At 54.0% G+C, this 16,444-nt stretch carries 12 protein-coding genes; 5 read left to right on the plus strand and 7 right to left on the minus strand.

All coding sequences use genetic code 11. From position 1 onward, the window contains the following. Positions 1 to 47 precede the first annotated feature (47 nt). The 4 genes from EC840_RS03870 to EC840_RS03885 form a co-directional block, all read right to left on the minus strand. A complete protein-coding gene (locus EC840_RS03870) occupies positions 48 to 989 on the minus strand; it encodes an ABC transporter substrate-binding protein (RefSeq protein ID WP_207914738.1) in 942 nt (313 codons plus the stop codon). A gap of 77 nt (positions 990 to 1,066) precedes the next feature. Further along, positions 1,067 to 1,816: an ABC transporter ATP-binding protein gene (locus EC840_RS03875; RefSeq protein ID WP_132964022.1), complete on the minus strand. Its 750-nt coding sequence runs from the start codon at positions 1,814 to 1,816 to the stop codon at positions 1,067 to 1,069. A 696-nt stretch (positions 1,817 to 2,512) separates the two neighbouring features. After that, positions 2,513 to 4,018, minus strand: coding sequence for an L-arabinose isomerase (gene araA / locus EC840_RS03880; RefSeq protein WP_132964023.1), 1,506 nt, complete (start codon positions 4,016 to 4,018; stop codon positions 2,513 to 2,515). A 51-nt stretch (positions 4,019 to 4,069) separates the two neighbouring features. Further along, positions 4,070 to 5,749, minus strand: coding sequence for a ribulokinase (locus tag EC840_RS03885; protein WP_132964024.1), 1,680 nt, complete (start codon positions 5,747 to 5,749; stop codon positions 4,070 to 4,072). A gap of 416 nt (positions 5,750 to 6,165) precedes the next feature. On the opposite strand from EC840_RS03885, the gene EC840_RS03890 reads away from it, so the two are divergent. The 4 genes from EC840_RS03890 to araC all read left to right on the plus strand — a co-directional run bounded on the left by EC840_RS03890 (position 6,166) and on the right by araC (position 11,120). After that, positions 6,166 to 7,152 carry an arabinose ABC transporter substrate-binding protein gene (locus tag EC840_RS03890; RefSeq protein WP_112288541.1) on the plus strand — a complete coding sequence of 329 codons (987 nt, stop codon included), beginning with the start codon at positions 6,166 to 6,168 and terminating at the stop codon, positions 7,150 to 7,152. A 248-nt stretch (positions 7,153 to 7,400) separates the two neighbouring features. Further along, complete coding sequence (araG, locus tag EC840_RS03895) at positions 7,401 to 8,984, plus strand: L-arabinose ABC transporter ATP-binding protein AraG (RefSeq protein ID WP_112288540.1); 1,584 nt, start codon at positions 7,401 to 7,403, stop codon at positions 8,982 to 8,984. Between the two features lie 18 nt (positions 8,985 to 9,002). Further along, positions 9,003 to 10,007 carry an L-arabinose ABC transporter permease AraH gene (gene araH / locus EC840_RS03900; RefSeq protein WP_120164009.1) on the plus strand — a complete coding sequence of 335 codons (1,005 nt, stop codon included), beginning with the start codon at positions 9,003 to 9,005 and terminating at the stop codon, positions 10,005 to 10,007. Positions 10,008 to 10,184: 177 nt separating this feature from the next. After that, on the plus strand, positions 10,185 to 11,120 hold the full coding sequence (gene araC / locus EC840_RS03905) for an arabinose operon transcriptional regulator AraC (RefSeq protein WP_095922099.1): 936 nt from the start codon (positions 10,185 to 10,187) through the stop codon (positions 11,118 to 11,120). A gap of 633 nt (positions 11,121 to 11,753) precedes the next feature. Here the strand turns inward: araC and uxuA are convergent. Then, positions 11,754 to 12,938 (minus strand): mannonate dehydratase, encoded by a 1,185-nt coding sequence (gene uxuA, locus EC840_RS03910; protein ID WP_132964025.1) that lies wholly within the window; start codon positions 12,936 to 12,938, stop codon positions 11,754 to 11,756. A gap of 197 nt (positions 12,939 to 13,135) precedes the next feature. Here uxuA and EC840_RS03915 point away from each other — a divergent pair, with 197 nt between their 5' ends. Beyond that, positions 13,136 to 13,837 carry a FadR/GntR family transcriptional regulator gene (locus EC840_RS03915; protein WP_112291999.1) on the plus strand — a complete coding sequence of 234 codons (702 nt, stop codon included), beginning with the start codon at positions 13,136 to 13,138 and terminating at the stop codon, positions 13,835 to 13,837. Between the two features lie 725 nt (positions 13,838 to 14,562). Here EC840_RS03915 and bcsG read toward each other — a convergent pair. Next, positions 14,563 to 16,209 carry a cellulose biosynthesis protein BcsG gene (gene bcsG / locus EC840_RS03920; RefSeq protein WP_132964026.1) on the minus strand — a complete coding sequence of 549 codons (1,647 nt, stop codon included), beginning with the start codon at positions 16,207 to 16,209 and terminating at the stop codon, positions 14,563 to 14,565. After that, entirely contained in the window at positions 16,206 to 16,439 is a 234-nt protein-coding gene (gene bcsF, locus EC840_RS03925; RefSeq protein ID WP_132964027.1) for a cellulose biosynthesis protein BcsF, read from the minus strand. The genes bcsG and bcsF overlap by 4 nt, the downstream gene beginning before the upstream one ends. Positions 16,440 to 16,444 lie beyond the last annotated feature (5 nt).

The following is a 16,444-nucleotide window of genomic DNA, read 5'->3' on the forward strand; positions in this document are numbered from 1 at the left end:
GATCAAATCTCAGAAGCGGGCTGTTTTGGCGACAGCCCGTGAAAGGATTATTGCTGGCCGAACAGCTTCGCAAAACGCTCGAGAACGTCTTTACGGGATGCTGAAGCCTGTGAGGCTTCTGGCAGCAACTTCAATGACTTAAACAAGGGGCGTCTGGCATCAATGTCCGTGCGTGCTGGCATCAGCCACGCATCGGCGACCAGTTTCTGGCCTTCAGGCGAGAGCGCGTAATCGATGAATGCTTTGGCTTCTTTCTGCTGCTGGCTGGATTTGAGGATCATCATAGGACGCGGCGCGATAACCGTGCCGCTGCTCGGGAAAATCACTTTAACGGATTCACCGTCCTGCACGCTGCCATAAGACACATAATCCACTGCGCCGAATACCGCGGCTTTCGCCCCCTGCAATACCGGCGTCAGCGCCTGCGCATTCGGACCAGCGATAATCATGCCGTTGGCTTTCAAATCTTCAAACAGCTTCCAGGCCTGCTGTGCATGCGCATTTTGTAACCCGATCAGCAAATCTAACGAGGCACCAGAAAGCGACGGGTCCGGCGTGGTGACTTTGTCTTTGAATTCTGGTTTGGCTAAATCGCCCCAGTCTTTCGGTTCGGTAGTACCGCTTTTGGTGTTCCACACGATACCCAGCGCGGAAATACCCTGCGCGACGTAATACGGCGTTTTGAATTGTGCCGGAACCTGTTCTGCATTCGGGCTTTGATATTCCAGCAACCAGCCACGTTGCTCGAGGTCGGTTGCGGTATCCCAGGACGCTGAAATTAAGACGTCCGCGCGCGGATTAGCCTGTTCGGCTTCCAGCCGCGCCATGACTTTGCCGGTTGTTGCCTGGAACACATCGACTTTTACGCCGGTTTGTTTTTCATAGCCAGTTGCCAGTTTTTTTGCCAGTGAACCCGGCCCGGCGGTGTAGAGCGTCAGTGCCTGAGCACTGCCGGCTGCCATTGCGAGAGAAAGAGTCATTGCTGTCATTACGCCTGTTTTGGTACGGGAAAACGTTTTTGTCTGTGTGTTGTGTGTGCGGTTCATCATTTTCATTCCATCAAAGGTTAAGCAACAAAAGGTGAAACAACGGAAGGGTCAATCTGGTCAATGCTGGCGATGGCGCCATTGTCCATGCGCGCAATGCGGTGAGCGAGTGCATGAGCCTCGTGCTGATCGTGGGTGACATACACCGCCGTGGTGCCGAGCTGGCGCAACAATGTCGCCATCTCCTCGCACAGGCTTTCGCGCAGGTCGCGGTCAAGATTCGACAGCGGTTCATCGAACAGCAAAATACGCGGCTCGGCGACAATCGCCCGTGCCAGCGCCACGCGCTGCTGCTGACCACCGGAAAGTTCAGAAGGGCGGCGCGAGACAAAATCCGCCAGCCCGACGCGTTCCAGCGCGGCCATCACTTTCTCGTGTTGAGCCGCGCCACGGATCCCGCGCATTTGCAACGGAAACGCGACGTTCTGGCGCACGTTCATGTGTGGCCACAGGGCGTAATCCTGAAACGCCATCCCGAGATTGCGTTTTTCCGGCGGCACGCTGAGTTTCCCGCTGGCGACGATTTCGCCATCGAAACTGATCTGCCCCGACGCGGGATGGAGTAACCCCGCCAGCATTTTCAGCAGCGTGCTTTTCCCGCAGCCCGAAGGGCCAAGCAGGGCGAGGATCGTCCCTTCCGGCACGGATAAATTGACGTGATTGAGTACCGGGTTGCTCCCAAAGAAATGGGACACCTGATGAATAGCGATGGCTGGGGGAGAAGACATGCGCGCAGGCGCATTCCCGCCGGTATGAGCTGGAATGATCATGGTTGGTACTATCCTCTTTGGGATTTATTTGTGGGGGTGAGCGTAAAGGGGGAATGTGACGGACGGATGACACCTTTTGGAAAGGTGTGGAAATTGCCCTGGCGGGCGGCCGCCAATTCAACTTCAATTTCAAAACCGTGGGCGTCGGCCCACACCGACCAGAGACCCGGTAACGCGCGGGCCTCTGGACTCCGCGCTTTTTTTACTGCGCGCTGTCGCGGGTATAATGGACATGTTCTGGTGCATTGGTGAGTGGCGCAAAATGTCATCGCTGCGCGATTCCCGAGTGTCAGGTGTCGAGCCTCTGGTCTCGAACCATTCACTCGGTGCCATTTTTGAGCACGCCAATCAACTTTTCTAAAAGATAAAAGACATTTTGCCTTTGAATTTAAGATGGTGCGGGCGGTTCAGAAAGCTTGCTGAACGGAGCGGCCTGGAGACCAGAGGCTCCAGGACCGAGTGAGGGAACCGCAGAGCGGCAAGCTTTCCAGCCTGTCGCTGCGGTACCTGAAACATTGCCAGCGAGCGGAGCGCGTGTTGCAAAAGCGAAGGGAGATCCAAGAGGGAAAAAGCACTTTTCCCTCTTGGGCGGTTTCGGCGCAGCGCGTTAAGTGATCGCCGCACGTAAGAAACCGAAATGTTTTCGATCTGCTTGAGCAGTGTAAGCCGCCATTGCAGCGGCCTTCTGCAAGCAAATCAGCGACTGCAAAGTTTGTAATACACCTCATTCCACCGGATCTGATTCTTAAAGTCCGGCAGCGTCGTCTCGTTATCAATCACCAGCAACTCAATATTGCTCAGCTCCGCATATAACCGCAACGCGTCAATATCCAGCGCCTGCGAGAACACGGTATGGTGCGCGCCGCCGCCGAGGATCCAGGCTTCTGCCGCCGTGGCCAGTGATGGCTGGGCTTTCCAGATCGCGCGGGCGACGGGCAGTTTTGGCAACGGATGAGGCTGCTCTACGGTATCTACCAGATTGACCAGCAGACGGAAACGGTCGCCCATGTCGATGACGCTGGCGTTAACCGCAGGGCCTGCCGGCGTGGAGAAGATCAGACGCGCCGGATCCGCTTTGCCACCTATGCCGAGATATTGTGCATCGAGTAACGGTTTTTCTTCTTTGGCAATCGACGGACACACTTCCAGCATGTGCGAACCGACCACCAGGTCATTACCCGGCTTGAAGTGGTAGGTGTAATCTTCCATGAACGACGTGCCGCCTTTCAGGCCGCTGGCCATCACTTTCATGATGCGCAGCAATGCCGCAGTTTTCCAGTCGCCTTCGCCGCCAAAGCCGTAGCCTTTTTGCATCAGACGCTGTACCGCCAGCCCCGGCAGCTGTTTCATACCGTGCAGATCTTCAAAGTTAGTGGTGAATGCGCCGAATTTACCTTGCTCCAGGAAACGCGTCATCCCCAGTTCGATTTTCGCTGCATCCAGCAGGTTTTCACGACGTTCGCCGTTAAGTTTAACCGCATCGGTCAGGCGATAAGTGGCTTCGTATTCTTCCACCAGCGTGTCGATATCGCCTTTGCTGACTTCGTTGATGACGCTGACCAAATCGCCAATGCCGTAAGCATTGATGCTGTAGCCGAACTGGATTTGTGCGGCCACTTTGTCACCTTCTGTCACGGCAACTTCACGCATGTTGTCGCCAAAGCGCGCCACTTTCAGATGCTGACTTTCGTTTTTCGCGGCAGCGACCCGCATCCATTGGGCGATGCGGCGATGTGATTCGCCATCCTGCCAGTGTCCCGCGACCACAGTGTGTTGCTGACGCATACGGGCACCGATGAAGCCAAATTCGCGACCGCCGTGTGCGGTCTGGTTCAGGTTCATGAAGTCCATGTCCATGGTGTCCCACGGAATTTCAGCGTTGAACTGCGTATGGAACTGCAACAACGGCTTATGCAGAATGCTTAAGCCCGCGATCCACATTTTGGCCGGAGAGAAGGTGTGCAGCCAGGTGATGATCCCCACGCAGGCATTGTCGTAGTTGGCGTCGCGGCACAGCGCCGTGATTTCATCCGGCGTGGTCACCAGTGGTTTGAGCACCAGTTTAACCGGCAAACCGGCTTCGCTGTTCAGGCTACTGACCACCTTCTCGGCGTTCTCTTTTACCTGACGCAACGCTTCCGGTCCGTACAGATGCTGACTGCCAATGGCGAACCACACTTCGAGATGTTTAAACGCGTCCATTTATTACTCCTGAATATCGTAGGTGTGAAATAGCAATTTATGTGACAGACATTAATGTGCCGGTTTCGCTGCAAACAGCGGTTCAGTGGTGGCACACCATTGCTGATAACGTTCGTACAGGCGCTGATATTGCTCGACGCGCTGCGGATCTGGCAGCAGCGTACGCTCGATGCTGCAGGCCATTTTTTCCTGTGCGGCCGGAACGTCGCTGAATTCCCCGGCGGCGACGGCAGCAAAAATTGCCGCACCCAGCGCACAACACTGATCGGAGGCGACGATTTGCAGCGGACGGTTCATCGCGTCGGCGCAAACCTGCATGATGACCGGTGATTTACGTGCGATACCGCCGAGCGTGAGGACGTTCTCCACCGGAATATCCTGCTGTTCGAAACATTCCATGATGGCGCGTGCGCCAAAGGCGGTGGCAGCGATAAAGCCCCCGAACAGTTCCGGCGCTTGCGTACCCAGATTGATATCGGTGATGACGCCTTTCAGACGCTGATTGGCAAACGGTGTACGGCGACCGTTGAACCAGTCGAGCACCAGCGGCAGATGATCGAGTTTCGGACTGGCCGCCCACGCTGCGGTGAGATCGGACAGCAGATTTTTTTGCAGGCTGGTCAGTTGCGGTGCCATTTCAGGATGCGCTTTAGCGGCCTGAATCAGTGGCCAGCTCAGCAGACGACTGAACCAGGCATACATATCACCGAAAGCGGATTGTCCGGCTTCCATCCCGATCATGTCCGGCACCACGCTGCCTTCGACCTGACCGCAAATCCCGGCAATCGCGCGGTCGTTTACGCGTTCTTTGTCGGCGATCAGAATGTCGCAGGTGGAAGTCCCGATCACTTTCACCAGCGTATAAGGCTGTGCGCCCGCGCCGACTGCGCCCATATGGCAGTCGAATGCACCGCCGGAAAGCACCACGGAAGCAGGCAGGCCAAGGCGTTCTGCCCATTCAGTGGTCAGCGTGCCAACAGCCTTTTCGGCGGTAACGGTGTCAGTAAACAGCGGATAGGGCAGGTTTTCGACCAGCAAAGGATCGAGAGCGGCAAAGAAATCTTTTGGTGGCAAACCGCCCCATGACGGATGCCAGAGCATTTTGTGTCCGGCGCTGCAACGACCACGCACCACTTTGTCCGGCGCCGTGGTACCGGAAAGCAGGGCAGGCACCCAGTCGCACAGTTCAACCCAGGAAGCCGCGGCTGTTTTAACGGCAGCGTCCGCACGGGAAACATGCAGGATTTTCGCCCAGAACCATTCTGAGGAATAAACGCCGCCGATATAGCGGGAATAGTCGGGGAATTCACCGCTGCGGCACAGGCGGTTAATTTCTTCGGCTTCTTCGATGGCGGTGTGATCTTTCCATAACACGAACATGGCGTTCGGGTTTTCGGCGAACTCCGGCTTCAGCGCCAGAATGTTGCCTTCGTTATCTACAGGAGCCGGTGTAGAACCGGTGGAATCCACACCGATCCCCACCACGCGCGCCGCCCGTTCACTGCCCAGACGTTGCACGACGTTTTTGATTGCCTGCTCCATCGCTTCTATATAGTCGAGCGGATGGTGGCGGAACTGGTTTATTGCCGCGTCACAGTAACGGCCTTCAGTCCAGCGCGGATAATAAACCACGTCAGTTTCCATCTCCGCACCGGTCTGACAATCCACAGCCAGTGCCCGGACAGAATCGCTGCCAAAATCAAGACCAAGAGCAATCGCACCTTGCGTCATTCTTTCTCACTCCTTCAGGTTTGCCGTAGTCATTACGGCGGCGAATCGAATTGCTCTAACAGTAGGAGGATGCAAAAAAGTGAGTGAGGAGGCGTTAGCTGGAAGTATGCACAAATCTGCTCCCAATGATGTTTCTGTGAGGTTGGTCAAATGTTAGCGTTTGGCTAAAATCGCTATATCTATGTACAAACCTGCTGTTTTCCCGCCGTGTGATAGCGCTCTACATTCCGCTGCAAAATTACCGCTAAAACTTAACCCGTCTTACAAGAGAGTGTGACGTAAATCCGCTATACACAGGACTTCGCCGCACTTTCACTTTGTTTCCTTACGCTACTGATAACGTTTTCATGATTGCGGCAAACCAACAGATTTGAGACTGCGATTGTGAAAAACAACAATAAAAGTCGGAGAACATCATGCATAAATTCACTAAGGCATTAGCGGCGGTAGGGTTAGCAGCCGTTATGTCACATTCAGCTATGGCAGCCGAAAATCCAAAGCTGGGTTTCCTGGTTAAACAGCCTGAAGAGCCGTGGTTCCAGACTGAATGGCGCTTTGCAGATAAAGCCGGTAAGGATCTGAACTTTGAGGTCATCAAAATTGCTGTGCCGGACGGTGAAAAAACGCTGAATGCCATCGACAGTCTGGCGGCGAACGGCGCGAAAGGTTTTGTTATCTGTACGCCGGATCCGCGTCTGGGGCCTGCCATCATGGCGAAAGCGCGCAGCTATGACATGAAAGTTATCCAGGTGGATGACCAGTTCGTGAATGCCAAAGGCAAGCCAATGGAAGAAGTGCCATTGGTGATGATGGCCGCCACCAAAATTGGCGAACGTCAGGGACAGGAACTGTATAAAGAAATGCAAAAACGTGGCTGGAAAGTCGCAGATACCGGCGTGATGGCGATTACCGCTGATGAGCTGGACACTGCACGCCGCCGTACTTCCGGTTCTATGGATGCACTGAAAGCTGCCGGTTTCCCGGAAAAACAAATCTATAAAGTTCCGACCAAATCCAACGATATTCCTGGCGCACTGGATGCCGGTAACTCCCTGTTAGTCCAACATCCTGAAGTGAAGAACTGGCTGATCATCGGTATGAACGACAACACCGTTCTCGGTGGCGTGCGGGCAACAGAAGGTCAGGGCTTCAAAGCCGCTAACGTGATCGGTATTGGTATCAACGGTGTGGACGCCGTGAATGAGCTGTCAAAAAGCGCGCAAACCGGCTTCTACGGTTCCCTGTTACCTAGCCCGGATATCCACGGTTATAAAAGTATCCAGATGTTGAACGAATGGGTCACCAAAGGCGTTGAACCACCGAAATTCACCGAAGTCACTGATGTTGTCCTGATCACCCGCGACAATTTCAAAGAAGAGCTGAAGAAGAAAGGTCTTATGTGATCTTCAGATGTGGTTGAAACAAGCAATACCCCTAAATAATTCGAGTTGCAGGAAGGCGGCAAGTGAGCGAGTCCCGATGAGCTTACATAAGTAAGTGATTCGGGTGAGTAAGCGTAGCCAACGCATCTGCGACTTGAAGTATGAAGGGGAGAGACGCTGCTGCATGGCGGACGACAGGAAGTTTTACGAACTGTTTTCTGTTGTGCAGTGGCGTGCATTCAACTTTACTTAATTTCCAGGTAGCCACTATGACTCAGCAATCTTCAAACAAGACGCCTTTGCTGACACCGTCACTGACGGAGTTTGATGCGGCCACGCCGTATCTGGAATTCCATGACATTGGCAAAACTTTTCCAGGCGTGAAAGCGCTGGACGGGATTTCTTTCAATTGTTATGCCGGGCAGATCCATGCGCTGATGGGCGAAAACGGCGCGGGTAAATCGACGCTGCTTAAAATCCTCAGCGGCAACTATCAGCCTTCACAGGGCAATATTCATATCAGAGGGCAGCAGGTCGCTTTCAATAACACCACCGATGCGCTCGATGCCGGTGTAGCGATCATTTATCAGGAATTGCATCTGGTGCCGGAAATGACGGTGGCAGAGAACATTTATCTCGGACAGTTGCCCAGCAAACACGGTTTTGTGAACCGCAAATTGCTGCGCTATGAAACCAAAATTCAGCTCGAACACCTCGGGCTGGATATCGATCCCGATACCCCGCTGAAATATCTCTCCATCGGCCAGTGGCAGATGGTGGAAATCGCTAAAGCGCTGGCGCGTAACGCCAAAATCATTGCATTCGATGAGCCGACCAGTTCACTTTCAGCACGTGAAATCGAACAACTGTTCCGTGTTATCCGTGAGTTGCGGGCAGAAGGGCGTGTGATTTTGTATGTGTCACACCGTATGGAAGAAATTTTTGCATTAAGTGACGCCGTCACCGTTTTCAAAGACGGCCGCTATGTGCGTACCTTTGACGACATGACACAGGTGGATAACAGCAAGCTGGTGCAGGCGATGGTCGGCCGTAATCTGGACGACATTTACGGCTACGCGCCGCGTCCGCACGGCGAAATACGTTTGCAGCTGGATCAGGTTAAAGCACCGGGCGTGAAAACGCCGATCAGCCTGAGCGTGCGTCAGGGCGAAATCGTCGGCCTGTTCGGGCTGGTAGGTGCCGGTCGCAGTGAGCTGATGAAGGGATTATTTGGCGGCACGCGCGTCACCGGCGGCACACTGCGCCTCGATGGCAAAGTGATGAACATCCGCAAACCGGCAGACGCGATCCGCCAGGGCATCATGCTGTGCCCTGAAGACCGCAAAGCCGACGGCATCATTCCTGTTCACTCGGTACGTGACAACATCAACATCAGCGCCCGCCGGAAAACGGTGAAAGCGGGTTGCCTGATCAACAACGCCTGGGAAGCGAAAAATGCGCGCAAGCACATCGAGGCGCTGAATATTAAAACGCCGAGCGATCAGCAGCTGATCATGAACCTTTCCGGCGGTAATCAGCAAAAGGCCATTTTAGGGCGCTGGTTGTCGGAAGACATGAAAGTCATTTTGCTCGACGAACCGACGCGCGGGATTGACGTCGGCGCCAAGCATGAAATTTACAACGTGATTTATTCACTGGCCAAACAAGGCATTGCGGTGCTGTTTGCGTCCAGTGATTTACCGGAAGTGCTGGGTCTGGCGGACAGAATTGTGGTGATGCGCGAAGGCGCTGTCTCCGGCGAACTGTCCCACGATGAAGCCACCGAAGAAAAAGCGCTGGGGCTCGCCATGTTGCGGACACCAGACCTTGATTCTGCCCCTGACGCTGCCTGACTGAGGAGCAAAAATATTATGTCGAGTATGACAACCAATTCAGCCAAACCGGATCAACCTTCAGCGGCATCGCGCAGCGGACAAGGCCTGATGCGTATCTGGGACAGCTACGGCATGTTAGTGGTGTTCGCGGTACTGTTTCTCGCCTGTTCGATTTTCGTGCCTAACTTCAGTTCTTTCATCAACATGAAAGGGCTGGGGCTGGCCATTTCGATGTCTGGCATGGTGGCCTGCGGGATGCTGTTCTGTCTGGCTTCCGGTGACTTTGACTTGTCTGTCGCCTCCGTTATCGCCTGTGCGGGCGTGACAACCGCGGTGGTCATTAATATGACTGAAAGCCTGTGGATTGGCGTCGCTGCCGGTTTACTGCTTGGGATGCTGACCGGTTTACTCAACGGATTTGTTATCGCCCGCCTGAAAATTAACGCGCTGATCACCACGCTTGCCACCATGCAGATTGTGCGCGGTCTGGCGTACATCATTTCTGACGGTAAAGCGGTGGGCATCGAAGACGAACGTTTCTTCGCACTCGGCTACGCCAACTGGCTGGGACTGCCCGCACCAATCTGGCTGACGGTCGGTTGTCTGATTATCTTTGGTCTGCTGCTTAACAAAACCACGTTTGGCCGAAACACGCTGGCGATTGGGGGTAATGAAGACGCCGCGCGTCTGGCCGGTGTACCGGTGGTGCGCACTAAAATCATTATCTTCGTTCTGTCCGGTCTGGTATCGGCGGCGGCGGGGATCATTCTGGCTTCGCGTATGACCAGCGGCCAGCCAATGACGTCGCTGGGTTTTGAGCTGATCGTCATCTCCGCCTGCGTGCTGGGTGGCGTTTCGCTGAAAGGCGGCATCGGTAAAATTTCCTACGTGGTATCGGGGATCCTGATCCTGGGTACCGTGGAAAATGCCATGAACCTGCTGAATATATCTCCGTTCTCGCAGTATGTGGTACGTGGTCTGATCCTGCTGGCGGCGGTTATCTTCGACCGCTACAAACAGAAAGCGAAAAAGACCGTTTAACGGGGTTTTGTGATAACGCTTTCACAGCTTGTTACCCGCGGCATTTAACGCTCAGACCGGTTAAATGCCGCAAAAACGCGTGGTCGTTCACAAAAAAGTAACATTTATTGGCAGCGTTTTCATCGCTGATTAGAATAGATAAAAAGTCCATAGCCACGTGAAGTTTCGGGAGGTTCGATGTATCACCGTATGATTCAGGATCAGCAGCAAAACCCGCTATTACCGGGTTACAGTTTCAACGCCTATCTGGTCGCCGGTATGACACCGATCCTTGCTGACGGGCCACTGGATTTCGCCATTGATCGTCCGGGTGGCATGAAAGGTTACATTCTCAACCTGACCGTAAAAGGGCAGGGCAAAGTCTTTGACGGCGAAGATACGTTCTACTGCAATCCCGGCGATCTGCTGTTATTCCCGCCGAAAGCCCGTCATCTCTACAGCCGTTCTGCTAACGCCGATTCCTGGTATCACCGGTGGGTGTATTTCCGCCCGCGTGCCTACTGGGCCGACTGGCTGGAGTGGCACACTAAAACCCGCGACGTCGGGCGTCTCTCCTTACCGAATAACACCTTATTACTGGAATTCGACCGCCTGTTTGCCAATATCGAGCAAACCCAAAAATCAGGCCGTCGTTTCTGCGAAGAGTTAGGGATGAATCTGCTGGAACGTCTGTTGCTGCGCGCAATGGAAGAAGATCCGCAAAGTCCGCAAAAAATCATGGATCCGCGGGTTATCGAAGCCTGCCAGTTCATCACCGGAAATCTGGCCGGAGAGTTGCGTATCGACGAAGTGGCGCGTCATGTTTGCCTGTCGCCATCACGGCTGGCGCATCTTTTCCGCGAGCAGGTGGGGATCAACATCCTGCGCTGGCGTGAAGATCAGCGGGTGATCCGCGCCAAACTTTTATTACAGACGACTCAGGAATCTATAGCAACGATTGGCCGGGTGGTGGGATATGACGATCAGTTGTATTTCTCGCGGGTATTCCGCAAACGGGTAGGGGTCAGCCCAAGTGATTTCCGCCGCAGAAGTGTTGAGATTAACTATCCGGCTAAACCGTACAAGTCACATCCGTGGCCGGAGCAGGAAAACGCGGTAGCATATCATTTTTGAGTTTTTGCATAGTGGGCCGCTGCAAAAGGGGCGGCCGTTTAAGGTCAACAACACCTTGGGTTGCCACCCAAACCGGCCTTAAGGTCAAGGTTAAGGTCGTGGGCGTCGGCCCACACCGACCAGAGACCCGGTAACGCGCGGGCCTCTGGACTCCGCGCTTTTTTCACTGCGCGCTATCGCGGGTATGACGGACATGTTCTGACGCAATCGTGCGTGGCGCAAAATGTCATCGCTGCGCGATTCCCGAATTTCAGGTTTCGAGCCATAGGTCTCGAACCGTTCATTCGGTGCCATTTTTGATCGCGCCAATAAACTTATCTAAAAGATAAATCCATTCCATTTTTGAATTTAAGATCGTACGGGCGATTCAGAAAGCTTGCTGAACGGAGCGGGCTGGAGACCAGAGGCTCCAGGACCGAGTGAGGGAACCGCAGAGCGGCAAGCTTTCCAGCCTGTCACTGCAGTAACTGAAACATAGCCAGCGAGCGTTAGCACGTGTTGAAAAAGCGAAGGGAGATCCAAGAGGGAAAAAGCATTTTTCCCTCTTGGTCGGTTTCAGCGCGAAAGGCCGAGTGATAACCGTTATTAAGAAACCGAAATTATCTCAGTCGGAAGTTAATTTATCCCGCGAGTTTACTCGGCAAAGAAGCTCTGTTTCAACGCCCGCTCCACACCCCGCAGTTCCGCCAGTCCCCGCAGACGTCCAATCGCCGAATACCCCGGATTGGTTTTCTTGTGCAAGTCATCCAGCATCTGATGGCCGTGATCCGGACGCATCGGGATAGCGCGCAAATTACCTGCGCGGCGGCGGGTTTGCTCTTCGGTCAGAATGGCTTTGATGACTGCGACCATATCCACATCACCGTCCAGATGGTCGGCTTCATGGAAGCTGCCCGGAACATCTTCGCGAAGCGTTGCGCGCAGGTGGATGAAGTGAACGCGGTCGGCGTAATCGGTCATCATTTTCACCAGGTCATTATCTTCACGCACGCCGTAAGAACCGGTGCAGAAGCAGAAACCGTTATGGATACTGTCGACGGTTTCTTTCAGCCACTGCATATCTTCAATGGTGGAGATAATGCGCGGCAGGCCGAGAATAGGGCGCGGTGGATCATCCGGATGAACCGCCAGACTTAATCCGCATTGCTCCGCCACTGGCACAATACTGCGCAGGAAGTGCGCCATGTTTTCACGCAGTTTGGCCTTATCGATACCGTCGTACGTCGCCAGACGGGCACGGAACTGATCCAGCGTATAACCTTCTTCTGCACCCGGCAGACCAGCGATGATGTTAGACACCAGCTGGTCTTTCTCTGCCTGCGTCATCGCCGCAAAATATTCTGCCGCCTGTTTTTGTTCTTCCGCGCTGTAATAAGACGTTGCGCCTTCACGTTTGAGCAAATGCAATTCAAAGGCCGCGAAAGCGATATGGTCGAAGCGCAGGGCGCGTGAACCGTCCGGCAGCAGATAACCCAGATCGGTACGCGTCCAGTCCAGAACCGGCATGAAGTTATAGCAGACCGTATAAATCCCACATTCCGCCAGATTACGAATAGATTGCTGATAGTTAGCAATGTGCTTCTCAACATCTCCGCTACGGGTTTTGATTTCCTCATGTACCGGAATGCTTTCGACAACCGACCACACCAGACCCTTGGCTTCAATGATCGCCTTACGCTTTTTAATTTCTTCTACCGGCCAGACTTCACCGTTAGGAATATGGTGCAGGGCGGTGACCACGCCAGTGGCGCCAGCCTGACGCACATCATCAAGCGAAACCGGATCGTTCGGGCCGTACCAACGCCATGTCTGTTCCATGTGTTTTCCTTAAAATTGTTAACTGACTCTCTGAATGTAGTTGACGCATGGCCGGTGATAAGTTCAATCTTAATGCGCGGTCTGGTCAGGTGGTCTGCTGGTCAGGCCATCAGACCGACATATGATTCAGTATCAAACCGATGATTAATGTGACCGGGATAACAGATCTGCGATTCAGCAAGAACACGGAGACAATAATGGAATTACCAACCCTGAAAGTGGAACGGCTGTATCGCCAGATTTCAAACGTACTGATTAACTGCATCAACACCGGTCAGTTCGCGCCGGGGGCGATGATCCCGTCCGAACGTGACCTGTCCAAACAGCTGGGCGTCAGCCGTTCTTCCATCCGCGAGGCGCTGATTGCACTGGAGATCACCGGCTGGGTGGAAATCCGCACTGGCAATGGTGTCTACGTCAGCGACCCGCTGCCACAGGCAACGCCAGCCGCACAGCAAACGGTCAGTCATGAAGAAGAATTCAGCCTGCAGTCGCTGGTGAAAGCGCGACAGGTGTATGAAGCGATGACGGCGGAACTGGCGGCGATTAACGGTACCGATGAGCAGCGTGTGAAATTAAAAGAAATTGCCGATGAGCTGAACAAGCTGAATGCCAATAATGACGCATTTCTTGAAGCCGACCGTCGGTTCCATCTGATGATCAGTGAAATGACCGGCAATGAAGTGCTGCACGATATGATGGGCTACCTGTGGGATAAACGCCGCTCACGCCGGTTTATGCGTCTGGAAAGCCATTATACCGAAGTGGATTTTGCCCGTGAAATGAATGCCGACCATCAGGGGATCCTGGACGCGATTCTGGCGAAAGATGGCGCGGGGGCGAAAGCGCGGATGGCAAGGCATTTACAGCATGTGTATGACCAGTTATTTGCGGAGTGATAGTGTCAATGCCGGACACAGGCGGCTTTTAAATTCAAAACCAACACCAACACCTTGGGTTGCCACCCAAACTGGCCTCAAGGTCAAGACCGTGGGCTCGCCACCCACACTGGCCCAAAGGGTTTTAAACGAAACCCTTTGGAATCCTGCGTTTTTTTAACTGCGCGCTCTGCTCGCTGGCTATGTTTCAGGTATCACAGTGATAGCCGCAAAATCCCGCCGCTGCGCGGTTCCCTCCCTTCGGGTTACAACCCGCGTAAAAAGACACGCGGTTTTCCACCTCTCGTCCGGCGGTATTTTGGAACCGGCCTCAGGCCTTTACTTCACAACCTTACTTGTTCTGTTTTGTTTTTAAAAGCCAAGGGCGGTTCAGAAATATTGCTGAACGGAGCGGCTTCGAGACCTTTGGCTCGAAGACCGAGAGAAGGCACCGCGCAGCGGCAAGATTTCCAGCCTGTCGCAGTGGCACCTGAAACATAGTGTCCAGCGATAGCGCGAAGTGAAAAAAGCGCGGAGTCCAGAGGCCCGCGCGTTACCGGGTCTCTGGTCGGTGTGGGCCGACGCCCACGGTCTTGACCTTGAGGCCAGTTTGGGTGGCAACCCAAGGTGTTGAACTTGACCTTGACCAAAGTCGGTGTGGGCCGACGCCCACGGTGTTGACCTTAGGCCGTTTGGGTGGCAACCCAAGGTTTTGCCCGTGTGGGCGGCAAGCCCACAAAATAGCATCAGCTCGGATACGGCACCCATCCACCGCCATTCAGGCGAATATAGATTTTCCCCTGATATTCCATTACCACCGAGTTTTCATTTTCAGACACCAGCGGGGTTTGCGGCAGGTTCGACGCGAAGGTTTTCCAGTCCATGGTCGGCGTGGTAAAGACTTTGCCATCGACTGCGCGGGCGACCATTTCTGAAATCGCCTGATAGCTGCTCTGGCTTTCGATTTTCATCGGCGACGGCGCATGTGGTGCCTGCATACCAAAGAACTTCACACCGACCGGGATGTGAGTGATACCCGGACTCGGGATATCACGCAGGCCGGAAATCTGCATCTTATCGCCCACCAGCGCCGCGCCATGTTCAGGCACCACCACCAGCATCACTTTACGACCCGATTTATCCAGCTGATCCATAAAGGTGTTCAGCTGGTTCAGCAGTGTCTGTGCGCGGTTATGGTAGTCCGCACCTTTATTGCTGCCGACGTACCGGTTGCCGTCATGCAGCGGGATCAGGTTGAAGAAGGTTGCTGTCCGTGCGGTGCCGGCTTTTTGCTGATTCTCAAGCCAGCGGGAGAACAGTTGCCCGTCGTTGAAAATGGGTGAACCGTCGAAAGAGGTCAGTTCATAACCCAGACCCGCCTGCGACATCAGCGGGGCTTTCATATCCGCGTCATCACGCAGATTGCCGATGTAATTACCGAACACGCCGGTGTGATCCATCGCCAGTTGCGAGGTAAAGCCCAGGCGCGCCAGATCGTCAAACAGGTAACATTGCTGACCGGCTGGCTGGTACAAATCGTGGTGGGATGGCTGACCGCAGCTCGCCCGCAGCAGGCGAATCGACGCCGGGCCACTGTATGCGGTGGCAGAGTTAAAATTGCTGAAGACAAAATCAAAGCGCGACCACAGCGGTGAATTCGAAAGATTCACCGCGTCCAGATCAGCCCAGGCCAGCGAACAGATATTGATCACCAGCAGATCGAAAGGCTGCGCATCGGCTGGCAGGGCATCAGGAAACTTCGTCGCCTTGCGGCGTTCGTTTTGATAGAACTGATCCAGATACGCATTCAGGTTGGCATTGGTCGGCGGACCCGTGACGGTATTATCGGTAGCGGATGGCGCGACTTGTGCCGGAGCCGCCGCGGTATTTTGTGCCACAACCGGTGCCGGTGTATACGTAAACAACGGCGTGATCAGACCGCTGAGATTTACCCATAACAGGGCTATCACCGTGAATGTCGTCAGGCGTAACCACTGTGAAATAAACAGATAACCGACCAGCAGGGCGAAACCGACTGCAATCCACTGCCAGTTGATGAAACGGTCAGCCAGTTCAAGCAGATAACTGACGCTGAAACCTGCGACGTCAGCTCCCTGATTGACAATGGAACGCCAGCCCGGCAGCCACGTATCATGATAAAGCAGCGCAAGGCCGAACGGCAGGGCAACCCATTGTCGCCAGCGATGCAGACGCAGGGAGCGAAGCGGGAATAATAATACCGCCGCAAAAACCAGATTACTCAGCGCGTCAAAATTCAGATAACCCTGTGAAAGCAGAACAAATTTCAATAAGAAATAGTAGTTCCAGGCACCAAGACCGCGCCAGGATTGCCAGATCCGCAAGCGCGGAGAAGAAGAGTGCGATTCGTTCATGATGAAGTTTTGGATTTCCCTGTAGCCGCAGAATTTTCAGGCAAAGTCGCGGAGCGTTTGCGGTTCTTATTGATGCTGCTGATGGTTATGGGGGTTAAATAACGCGGCGAAAGAAATCGCGTCGCAAAGCGGTTTCTCCAGCGCGGCAAACGGCTGCGCAGGGCATATCCCAGCGGAAGAAAAATCACCGCCGCCAGAATGAAAATTTCGATAATGTCCTGAATGTCCATTTCTC

The organism is Rahnella sp. JUb53, assembly GCF_004346065.1.
Taxonomy (GTDB): Bacteria; Pseudomonadota; Gammaproteobacteria; order Enterobacterales; family Enterobacteriaceae; genus Rahnella; species Rahnella variigena.

Excerpts from the sequence above, each read along its gene's own strand:
- EC840_RS03885 (WP_132964024.1), bottom strand. The coding sequence starts at position 5,749 with ATGACGCAAGGTGCGATTGCTCTTGGTCTTGATTTTGGCAGCGATTCT.
- araC (WP_095922099.1), top strand. The coding sequence starts at position 10,185 with ATGTATCACCGTATGATTCAGGATCAGCAGCAAAACCCGCTATTACCG.
- EC840_RS03890 (WP_112288541.1), top strand. The coding sequence starts at position 6,166 with ATGCATAAATTCACTAAGGCATTAGCGGCGGTAGGGTTAGCAGCCGTT.
- uxuA (WP_132964025.1), bottom strand. The coding sequence starts at position 12,938 with ATGGAACAGACATGGCGTTGGTACGGCCCGAACGATCCGGTTTCGCTT.
- EC840_RS03875 (WP_132964022.1), bottom strand. The coding sequence starts at position 1,816 with ATGATCATTCCAGCTCATACCGGCGGGAATGCGCCTGCGCGCATGTCT.
- araH (WP_120164009.1), top strand. The coding sequence starts at position 9,003 with ATGTCGAGTATGACAACCAATTCAGCCAAACCGGATCAACCTTCAGCG.
- EC840_RS03870 (WP_207914738.1), bottom strand. The coding sequence starts at position 989 with ATGACAGCAATGACTCTTTCTCTCGCAATGGCAGCCGGCAGTGCTCAG.
- bcsG (WP_132964026.1), bottom strand. The coding sequence starts at position 16,209 with ATGAACGAATCGCACTCTTCTTCTCCGCGCTTGCGGATCTGGCAATCC.
- EC840_RS03915 (WP_112291999.1), top strand. The coding sequence starts at position 13,136 with ATGGAATTACCAACCCTGAAAGTGGAACGGCTGTATCGCCAGATTTCA.
- bcsF (WP_132964027.1), bottom strand. The coding sequence starts at position 16,439 with ATGGACATTCAGGACATTATCGAAATTTTCATTCTGGCGGCGGTGATT.
- araA (WP_132964023.1), bottom strand. The coding sequence starts at position 4,018 with ATGGACGCGTTTAAACATCTCGAAGTGTGGTTCGCCATTGGCAGTCAG.
- araG (WP_112288540.1), top strand. The coding sequence starts at position 7,401 with ATGACTCAGCAATCTTCAAACAAGACGCCTTTGCTGACACCGTCACTG.